This window comes from Bacillus sp. UNC69MF (genome assembly GCF_000746035.1).
Classification (GTDB): Bacteria; Bacillota; Bacilli; order Bacillales; family Bacillaceae; genus Bacillus; species Bacillus velezensis.
Genome location: NZ_KN050798.1, coordinates 360420 through 369167, shown reverse-complemented (window position 1 = coordinate 369167; position 8748 = coordinate 360420). Strand labels below are relative to the sequence as shown.

12 protein-coding genes and 1 pseudogene are annotated in these 8748 nt (G+C 47.4%); all 13 read right to left on the bottom strand.

Annotation, left to right across the window (positions count from 1 at the left end; translation table 11 throughout):
• Positions 1–1049 (bottom strand): annotated as a pseudogene (locus BR62_RS19750) (transglycosylase SLT domain-containing protein); the annotation flags it as partial.
• Positions 1037–1189 carry a hypothetical protein gene (locus BR62_RS19600; protein ID WP_015239684.1) on the bottom strand — a complete coding sequence of 51 codons (153 nt, stop codon included), beginning with the start codon at positions 1187–1189 and terminating at the stop codon, positions 1037–1039. The pseudogene BR62_RS19750 and the gene BR62_RS19600, both read right to left, overlap by 13 nt.
• A 41-nt stretch (positions 1190–1230) precedes the next feature.
• Entirely contained in the window at positions 1231–1677 is a 447-nt protein-coding gene (locus BR62_RS0114115; protein ID WP_003154836.1) for a phage tail assembly chaperone, read from the bottom strand.
• A gap of 76 nt (positions 1678–1753) precedes the next feature.
• Positions 1754–2197 carry a phage tail tube protein gene (locus BR62_RS0114110; protein ID WP_003154837.1) on the bottom strand — a complete coding sequence of 148 codons (444 nt, stop codon included), beginning with the start codon at positions 2195–2197 and terminating at the stop codon, positions 1754–1756.
• A 1-nt stretch (position 2198) separates the two neighbouring features.
• Complete coding sequence (locus tag BR62_RS0114105; protein WP_025284608.1) at positions 2199–3596, bottom strand: phage tail sheath family protein; 1398 nt, start codon at positions 3594–3596, stop codon at positions 2199–2201.
• Positions 3596–3805 (bottom strand): YqzN/YkzM domain-containing protein, encoded by a 210-nt coding sequence (locus BR62_RS0114100; RefSeq protein ID WP_007610809.1) that lies wholly within the window; start codon positions 3803–3805, stop codon positions 3596–3598. Before BR62_RS0114100 ends, BR62_RS0114105 begins: the two co-directional genes overlap by 1 nt.
• Positions 3802–4248, bottom strand: coding sequence for a hypothetical protein (locus BR62_RS0114095; RefSeq protein ID WP_032871277.1), 447 nt, complete (start codon positions 4246–4248; stop codon positions 3802–3804). Before BR62_RS0114095 ends, BR62_RS0114100 begins: the two co-directional genes overlap by 4 nt.
• The gene (locus BR62_RS0114090) at positions 4245–4748 is read right to left on the bottom strand and encodes an HK97 gp10 family phage protein (RefSeq protein ID WP_025284607.1); all 504 of its coding nucleotides are present in this window, start codon (positions 4746–4748) and stop codon (positions 4245–4247) included. The genes BR62_RS0114095 and BR62_RS0114090 overlap by 4 nt, the downstream gene beginning before the upstream one ends.
• Complete coding sequence (locus tag BR62_RS0114085) at positions 4745–5101, bottom strand: DUF3599 family protein (protein ID WP_007407272.1); 357 nt, start codon at positions 5099–5101, stop codon at positions 4745–4747. The genes BR62_RS0114090 and BR62_RS0114085 overlap by 4 nt, the downstream gene beginning before the upstream one ends.
• Positions 5098–5481, bottom strand: a complete 384-nt coding sequence (gene yqbG / locus BR62_RS0114080; RefSeq protein ID WP_032871274.1) for a protein YqbG — start codon at positions 5479–5481, stop codon at positions 5098–5100. Before yqbG ends, BR62_RS0114085 begins: the two co-directional genes overlap by 4 nt.
• Positions 5482–5497: 16 nt before the next feature.
• Positions 5498–6433, bottom strand: a complete 936-nt coding sequence (locus tag BR62_RS0114075; protein WP_007407274.1) for a phage major capsid protein — start codon at positions 6431–6433, stop codon at positions 5498–5500.
• Between the two features lie 26 nt (positions 6434–6459).
• Positions 6460–7305 carry an XkdF-like putative serine protease domain-containing protein gene (locus tag BR62_RS0114070; protein WP_007407275.1) on the bottom strand — a complete coding sequence of 282 codons (846 nt, stop codon included), beginning with the start codon at positions 7303–7305 and terminating at the stop codon, positions 6460–6462.
• A gap of 19 nt (positions 7306–7324) precedes the next feature.
• A complete protein-coding gene (locus BR62_RS0114065) occupies positions 7325–8716 on the bottom strand; it encodes a phage portal protein (RefSeq protein ID WP_094031916.1) in 1392 nt (463 codons plus the stop codon).
• Positions 8717–8748 lie beyond the last annotated feature (32 nt).

Below are 8748 nucleotides of genomic sequence, written 5' to 3'. Positions count from 1 at the left end.
AATTTGCTCGCGATTTCGTCTACTTTTCCCATGAATGAGGTCGTGAACTTGTCCAGTTCGGCTAATATCGTCTCCGGGCTGAATTTGCTTGCGATTTCGTCCACTTTTCCCATGAATGAGGTCGTGAATTTGTCCAGCTCTGCTAAAATCGTCTCCGGGCTGAATTTGCTCGCGATTTCGTCTACTTTTCCCATGAATGACGTTGTGAACTTGTCCAGTTCGGCTAATATCGTCTCCGGGCTGAATTTGCTTGCGATTTCGTCCGCTTTCTTCATAAAGCTTGCAGCGAATTTATCCAGTTCCGCTATGATTGTTTCCGGATAAAATTTGGATGCGATGTCATTGACTTTTTTCATGAAGGTGTCTGCAATGGAGTCAAGCATTGAAAAATCGTTTTTCGGCGAAGCAGGAGCAGCAGATGCAGAAGCTTTTCCGACGTCCGGCATATTCTTTTGCATTGCAGCCAGCTGTGCTGTCACCTTTTCGTTTAACGATAATTGAATAACATTGTTTTTTCCCGTCAGCGAATCAATGCCCGCTGAAATTCGGCCGACTGTTTTCATGACGTGATCTATGACGCGTATAGTGACAGAGTACCCGTTCTTTAACGCAGATTGCATATAGCGTTTGATACGTTCCATGGCAGGGGTCACTTCGTCTGACGCATACAGTGAAACGGTAAATCCTTTAAAACCGGCAGCCAGATCCCGCAATCTCTCAAATGCCGCTGTCGCGCTGTCTTTTGCTCCTATTTTAATGGTTAAAGACGCAGGCAGACCCGCTAATTGGGCTTGCACCTTTTGAATGACGGCACTGGCTCCGTCTTCAGCTGAAATAGAGATCATTTGTGCGCCCAGCTTTCTTTTCATAGAGCGCTGGATGCGGTCAATTGTTCTTAAAACAGATTTACTCTCTTTGCGTATATCAATTTCACTTTGGCGTTTTGTCATTTTCCTGTATTTCTCAAGCGCTCTGAAGCCATTTTGGATTTTCCTTATTTTCTTTGAAACCCGATCTTCCAATTCAAAACGGGCGGTCAGCTTTGCCATGATGTCGCTCCCCCTTTCTTCGCTTGTTTTTCAAGAATGTCCAGCTTGTAACCGATTAAACCGTACAACAGCGCCTTAAAATGTCTCGGTGCTTCATATAACTCTTTCAGTTCTGATGGAGAATAATGAAGCTCATGCATCGCGTAATAGAGATACACGGCTTCCTTATTCCCATCTTTTATCAGTTTTTTGCTTCTTGCTCCAGATCTTCTAATTCATCTTCAAAACCATTGATCTCAATCGCTTTATTCAGCCAATTTGCATACTCACCGCCGACTGAAAGCACGCGTTTTGCCACCTCGACCGGATCTGCCGTTTTGTAAGCGTCGCGGAGCTCCTTAGACCGGAAATCAGGGTAAATCGTAGATTCAACCGCGATCCGCGCATAGAAGCGCTGGCTGTCTAAGTCTTTTACGCGGCCTCTGCCCTTCACATTTTTATATGTCGTGCTTTCCTTCTCCAGTTCATCAATGCGCTCAGTCGTAATGGCTTTAAAAATAAAAGGCACGATGTTTCCTTTTTTATCGACAAAACGCTTTGAAAGCGGAACCCGAATCTCCTCAGCCTCGACTGTTTTACCTGGCATAAAGAATGATAGATCATATACTTGTTCGTTTTTTTCGCTCATGATGAAAACTCCCTTACTCTATTTTTTATAAAAAACAGGCCTGTAAAAAGGCCTGTTTCACTCATACCGATCTTAATTAAAACGTTTCAGAAAGCTTTTCCGGCACATCGAAATCTTCAAAGGTAAACGGCACTTCTTCTTCGAGTGCTTCTGAGTCTACGTCCAGTCCGGCGATTTTTGCAGAATCAAAGTTGACGTCATACAGAGTGACGCGTTCTGTTCCGCGGCCCGATGATTTGTCATCAAGAACGGCTTGCAGCGTAAAATACGGGTCGCTGCCTTTTTTGACGTAATCCATCATAAGGACGGCGAATTTGGATGTGACCTTATAGAATGTTGCCGTGCCCGTTCCGTTGGCGCCTGTTGTTTTATGTCCCGTCATGCGGCGGCCCATGATGTTTACTTCTGATTTGTTTTTTTCCACGTTTGCTTCAAACGTTTTAATATGCGCCATCTCTTCTCCGTCGAGAAATAAACGGCCTTCTTTTCCTGAAATTGTGTTTTGCGCTTTTAATGCCATCTTAGTTTACCTCCACGTTAAAGTAGAATTTTTCTGCCGCATCCACAGGCTGTACAGCGAGATCGATTAAAAAGCCGTCGCGGTCTTCATTCAGCCCGATTATAATGTCTTTGTCTGAATCAAAGTTGGCGATGCCGCCCGCATCCTGAAGCGTAGTCAAATATTGAATGATCATCGTTTTGACGAATTGAAGGCCGTCATTTGTCGCAGGAAGATCGCTGCCCGTGCCTTTTTTCGATTTAATTAAGGCTTTCAGTTCACGTGTCAAATCGTTATTCACCGCATCAAGCACACGGACGATTTTGTTTTTCGCGAACTTTTTGTTTTTCTCTGCCGTAAATGTCACCAATGAGTTGATATCTTTTTCAACGCTGACTGACTTATCACGGGCATCATAAGAGAAAAGGAATTCACCTTTGGAAAGACGTTCGATCACTTCATCATGGGTCAGGCGGTGCAGCACATCGACGGCGCCTTCGTATTCAACGAATGTTAAGGATTGATTAAATGCGGCGCTGGCACTTGCGCCTGCCACCCAGGCGGTCGCATCTTCAGCTTTAATCTCGGTTCCGTCTTCCAGCAGCACACCTTCAGTAACATTGATAATGCCTTCATAATCCCCGCTGTAATGGGCGGTCACCCCTTGCACTTTCTGTCCCTGCGCATCGCGAAGGCGTTTAATGAATGCGGCAAATGTCGCTTTCAGCTGATCGTTTTCCGCGACAGGAAGAGCGATGACATCGAAATTCTCCGTTTCAGCAGCAGCTAAAAAATCCGTATAGTCTGAGTTGACCGGTGCTTTATCAGTTCCGCCCGCGAGACGGATGCCTGCCTGCGGGTTTAACGTTTCCCCGGATTCTTCCTCAGTGCCTGTCAGCGGGATGGAAGCCGACAGTTCGCCCGTTCCCGTGAATGTGACATAGCCGTTTGCTTTTAATTCTTCGGCTTTTTTCACCGTTTGTTTGTCAACTTCCGCTTCATCCATGTAAGTGGTCACATCGAAAGCGGTCTGATCAAGGACGTTTTCACTGATGCGGATGATGATGTCATTTCCTTTTGAACCGCCGTACAAAGCGGTTGCTTTAACACCTTGTGAAAGATCGGCGCTCGCTCTGATTCCCTCTGTCAGACGGTACATCAAAACGGTTTTTGCTTTCTTTTTCGCCTCACGAAGCAGAATCAGTGACGGATCTTCAATACTGAGCCCCACTTTTTTATTCAAATCTTCAATGCTTGAAATGGAAACGAATGTTTTCGCTTCCCCCCAGCCGGATGCGACAGGAAGGGCGACAATCCCGCGTTCACCGATCGATACCCGCTCCTGGGCGGTTGTTTTAAAGTTAAAATAGATCCCGGCACGTTCTTTTTCTTTTCCTTGCGTAAATGTTCCGCCGTTCATTATTGCATGACCTCCTTGGTTAAAAATGCTTCAATGTAAGACTTGGCTTGCGCTTTTGTCATTTGTTTTTGCTTCACGCCGAATAAAGCCCCCTGGAGAATCTCAGGTTTTACGCCGAAAAGCTCCTTCGCGTGCTTTGTTAAATCCGCCGTGTCATAAAGAACCGCTCGTTCCGCCGCTGCGGCATTTTTCTTTTTATGTTGTTTCACTTTTCTTTCACCCCGCTGTTAATGTCCACATCCCGCAGTGCGGGAGATGTTTGTTTCTGATAGTAGTAGCGGCTCGTCCAGCGGATTGTGATCACTGCCTCGCCTTTGTCTCCGACTCTTGTTTCGATACGGCTGATGCGGACGAAATCACCGGTATCCTCCCCTGATTCCGTAAGCAGCGGAATCAGCTGTCTTGATTCTCTCACCGCATCAGCGATCCGGTCGGCTGTATAGAGCGCCTGCACCGAGTCGGCATGGAACAGCTTCACATTCAGACTGTACGTTTTCTTATAAGTGGAGACTGTATCATTTTCGTCAAAAACAAATGGGGGCGGAATGTATAGTGACGGCACCTGAAATTGTTCAGGCAGTTCATTTTCATATACGGGCACGCCGCACTGCTGATACAAAAAAGCGGCGATTGAACCGGTTTCGCGATTCATCCGATATCTCCCCCCAACGTGTTAAGCCACTGATTGAAACGCTTGTCCAGCGATTCGGCGAAGAGTGTTTCATACAAAAGAAGGGCTTTGTCCCAAAACCCATTCCCGCTGATCCACTGTTTTTTGAGCGCCATTCCCGTTGAAGCTGACGGATCATAGATGAACCGGGAGCCTTGAAAATACCCGGGCACCCATCTGACATTTTCATCTGAGACGGTCCAATGTCCGTCATTTATGAATGAGGCATACTCTACATTGGTGCCGATTTCAAGGGTCAGTCCCCCGTTTTCAATGATCCATACATGATCCTGCGCTCCTTTTCGGAAAGAAGACAGCAGGTTTTCTGTTTCAATTCCTCCCGAATGAACAAGCTCCTCCCTTACCATGTCGAGAAAATCCTCTCCTGACTGTTCCAGCCATTCGCCTGCCTGACGGGCAAATTCTCCGGATGATGCCTTTTGCAGCGACCGATTCCATTGCTCAAGGTTTTTTATGCTCATAGTCTGTCATCTCTCACAGCGATAACCTCCCAATGGTGCTGTCTTGCTTTCTTCGGCATTTCCAGAATATACGCCTGTCCTTCCCAAATGATTTTGTCATTGACACGCACAGCGGCCTCTTTCGGAAAATGAACGAGAAACCGCTGATATACCTTATGATCAGGCGCAAGCTGAATAAGCTGCTGCTGTTTTTCAACAAACAGACACGGCACGTCTTCAGCGTCGGGCACTTCCGGATAAGAAAAGACAGGCTGGAGCTTTTCGGCGGGAATCCCGAAGCGTCCGGCCTTCGGAACTGACACCGTCTCATGATAAATATCGCATCTGTCAGTGAGCAGCCGTTCGTAGCTCATAAAGGTCTCACCTTTGCGTTTGCAGAAACCGGGGAATAACCCGGCGTGATATATTCACAGAGCAGATGGTGAACCGCCGGTTTTCTGATTCCGCCTTCACCTGCCACCGTATACGAGTAGTCGCCTATCTTTTCAGATTGATAGGCGGAAGCGGCTGCTTCATTCTGGTTGATCAGCGCAAAATATTGAGAAAGCTTTAATAACGCAAGCTTAATCTTTTCGGGAAGCGGTGAGTAAATAGGGTCAGTGAACGAATGCCCCGCCATTCTGGCCGCTTCCGCCTCCGCCTCCAGAATGTCCTGTATTAGAAGCGGCTCCGGCCTGTTTTTGACTTGATCATAAACTGAATATGAAACAACGTCAGACGGCTGAATTAACATAACTGCCACCCCCGTCTTATTCTTTAACGTTTACGATTTTGGCGCTTGCATCTTCTTCTTCAAATTTGCTGTCAAGTTTAGCCGTCAGTACGATAATAAATTTGCGGCTGCGAATATCTTTATCTACTTCGATTCGGATATTCCGTGAAAAACCGAGAATGATATTTTTCGGGTGAGTCAAAATGATGTCAGACGCATCGTACTGGGAATCACCTTCTCCAACCGAGTACGGCTGCAGATTGGACACTCCTTTGACCGGAACGCCGAATGCTGAAGACAAACCGCCCTGCACCGCAAGATCCCCCAGATTGGTCTGACGGTCAGCCACACGGTCTTTCCATTCAATCTCCATGCCTTGAGATGTGTAAAATCTGAATTCCTGAGGCAGGCGCAAATATTTTGCCGGAATGGCTTTTAAGCCTTTTTTAAATGTGGCTCTGGACAGTTCTTCCCCGTTTCCGTCAATGACGTGAGATACAGTCTGCTTACGGATTCCGTCAAGCTGTGCCAAGTACGGATCAGAAGAAGATGTATCGCCGTTTACGACAAGCTCCTCAATATCGACTGCCGCCCGCTCCGCCAAAATCTGCATGATCGTCTGCTGCAGACCGTCTTTTTCAATATTATTTTCAAGCGTGTCATAGGTGATATTAATTTCCGCAATGACTTCTTTCGTATTCAGCTGCACCGTACTTGTTGCCGGAACGGTCAGCTGATCGTCAGTTAAGGCTTTTCCTTCCTCAGCGGCACGCAGAATACGCTGGCCGAAACCGATTTTTTCAAATTTCTGCGAGTCATTTTCCATTTGAATCACACGCGATTCGCTGAAAATAGTCGGCGTGTTCTGCACCATGCGGATAAATGCTGAAGCTTGTGCGGGGTTCATTAAACCGCCGCTTTTTAAAGCGGAAAGTGACATTTCCGCCTTTCTGATGATATCTTGATTTCTCACTCTACAGTTCCTCCTTCTGACTGGGCTTAAAGCAGTCCGCTCCAAATGGATTTTTTAACAGGCTCTTGGCCGCCCGTCTCTTCTTCCGGCTGCTTTGATGCGCCTCTTACTTTTTCAAGCGCTTCAATGCGTTTAATAATCGGCGCGAGCATGTCCTCAACAAGCGTTTTCAGCTTTTCTTCATCAGACGGCGCAGCCGCCCCGTCTTTGTCTTCCGTGTTTTGGTCCAAGCTGTCAAGCCGCTTTAAAAGCGGGTGCAGCGCGTGTTCAATCGATTCTCTTACGTCTTCTTTTCTCATCTTGTTCAAGTCCTCTCCCTTGCGGTTTCTTGATTTGCGGTCACGGTCGAGAAATTGCTTGACCGCGCCGAATAAGCCGGCTTGCTTTTCTGCCGGCTCTTCGTAAACGTCAGCGGTTCCCGCCATGCTGTAGCCCGTAATGATACCGGCTTTAATCTGATCCCATACTTCATCGGAAGCTTTGGTGACAAGCACCCAAGATCCTTTCCGGATCACAGCATTCCCGATTTCAAAGTCATCCGGGGCGACGTACGACTCCACCACCTCGCCGGTCCCGCCTTCAAAATTATGATTTGTATCGATGTTGCGGGCGTCCGCCAAAAAACCGTGAGCAGCCTTTTCAATCTCTTCAGCCGTCATATAATCGCCATGGGCATCCGGGACATCCGGCTCGTAAACGATGCCGTAAACAAGCTTCTGCTCATCCGATTCGCTTTTTGTAAACACCTGCACCTTTTTTTCAAATGACGGAAGGCCTCCGGCTGATTTTGTAAAAAAGAATTCCGTTTGGTTCGCCGCCTTATCGACATAGCTCACAAAACTGATGACGGCATTTCTCAATTCTCTCGGCACGAGATGTTTTCACCCCCTTTCAGGATTGCTCCTTTTTCCCTTTCAGCACCGGCCGGCTGTAGTACTCTTCAGGCCATTCCTCAAGCGTCTTGCCGAGCACTCTTCCGGCCAGATCACGGAGGTCATTAGGAGAGACCGCGCCGGCGGAAATAAATGGTGTAAGCACCTTCGCAATTTCAAGCGGATCGCGAAAATCAGGCCCTTTTAATGTAAGCTGTACATCGTGGAGACCCAGTTCAGGCAAAAATAACGTGTTGAGCTTATTAATCAGCGTTTTCCGCTCCGGCTGAAACACCTGCTCCTCCGTTATTTTCCGTGCCGTATCGGCGGTGGCTTTGTTGTATTCCTGCGCCTCGCCCGTATAAAGCGGCGGGAGACGGAAAGCGGAGCGGAGTTTATTTCTGCTTTTGTCGTCATATTCAAGAAACAGCGCATCATCCTGCAGAATTTCCGCAAGTGATTTAATTTCCACAGACACGGGCGTAATGTCTTCGCCTCCGTGAAGGTCTTTTTCCTTCGCAATGCCTTCCGCCTCAATCAGCAGAAATTTGTGGGCATTTTCCACCCCTTCCAGGTCATTCATATAATCCTGGAGTTCTTTGTACGATGCTTCTGACAGCATGCCGTTTTCAACCGTAATGGCGGCCGGCACGTGACGGCCCTGCTTGAAATACATAAAATTCAGTTCTTCCGCTTTCCGGGCGCCGTACAGATTGACGATATTGCCGACCCAGCGCGGAATTCCGTAAGTGCCGCTGCCGATTTTTAAGTGAATGGCTTCATTTGCCCGGTATTCTTCAGACAGGGTCTTTACGTATTCGCCGGTTCTCATGTCCATCATGCGGGGATCGCCGTATTCCTTAAAAAACACTTTCCGACCGTTCAGCATCTGAACATATTTACGGAACCGTTTTTGCCTTTTAATCGTTTTGGATGCGCCGTTTTCTTCATATGAAAATGTAACTTCAACGGGATCAGTCACACCGCAGACGCGCATATGTTTCACATCCAGATATTCAATCCCCGCTGGTTTTCCCGCCCCGTCCCGAAGCACTTCGAGAAAACCGTTGCCCGTTTTTTCACGGTCTTCTATCGCATATCCGAGGATCGTCTCGGCCGATTCATCAAAATGAAGACATTTGTAAAAGCTCTCCAGCTTCATCCAGTTTTTTTCGGCCCGGGCCTTTTTTGACGGGGAGCAATCTGGGCTATTTACATCAAAGGTGTATTCCACATCAAACCCAAAACCCGTAATATTGACCCGATACGCGTCAATGCACTGCTGAAGAATCGTCGAGTATTCGGCGATTGTTTTCAGTTCAATGAGATTATAGGGCGGTGAAATGATGTCTTCGCCGTACAGATCGGCAAATTGATCTTCGTTCATCTGCCTTGCCTGCGGCGCGGCCATTTTTGATTTAAAGACGGTGGCTCTAACGTTTT

Coding starts and splice junctions, on each gene's coding strand:
- BR62_RS19600 (WP_015239684.1), bottom strand. CDS start 1,189: ATGCATGAGCTTCATTATTCTCCATCAGAACTGAAAGAGTTATATGAA.
- BR62_RS0114090 (WP_025284607.1), bottom strand. CDS start 4,748: ATGAGCATAAAAAACCTTGAGCAATGGAATCGGTCGCTGCAAAAGGCA.
- BR62_RS0114085 (WP_007407272.1), bottom strand. CDS start 5,101: ATGAGCTACGAACGGCTGCTCACTGACAGATGCGATATTTATCATGAG.
- BR62_RS0114065 (WP_094031916.1), bottom strand. CDS start 8,716: ATGGCCGCGCCGCAGGCAAGGCAGATGAACGAAGATCAATTTGCCGAT.
- BR62_RS0114095 (WP_032871277.1), bottom strand. CDS start 4,248: ATGAATCGCGAAACCGGTTCAATCGCCGCTTTTTTGTATCAGCAGTGC.
- BR62_RS0114115 (WP_003154836.1), bottom strand. CDS start 1,677: ATGAGCGAAAAAAACGAACAAGTATATGATCTATCATTCTTTATGCCA.
- yqbG (WP_032871274.1), bottom strand. CDS start 5,481: ATGTTAATTCAGCCGTCTGACGTTGTTTCATATTCAGTTTATGATCAA.
- BR62_RS0114105 (WP_025284608.1), bottom strand. CDS start 3,596: ATGAACGGCGGAACATTTACGCAAGGAAAAGAAAAAGAACGTGCCGGG.
- BR62_RS0114110 (WP_003154837.1), bottom strand. CDS start 2,197: ATGGCATTAAAAGCGCAAAACACAATTTCAGGAAAAGAAGGCCGTTTA.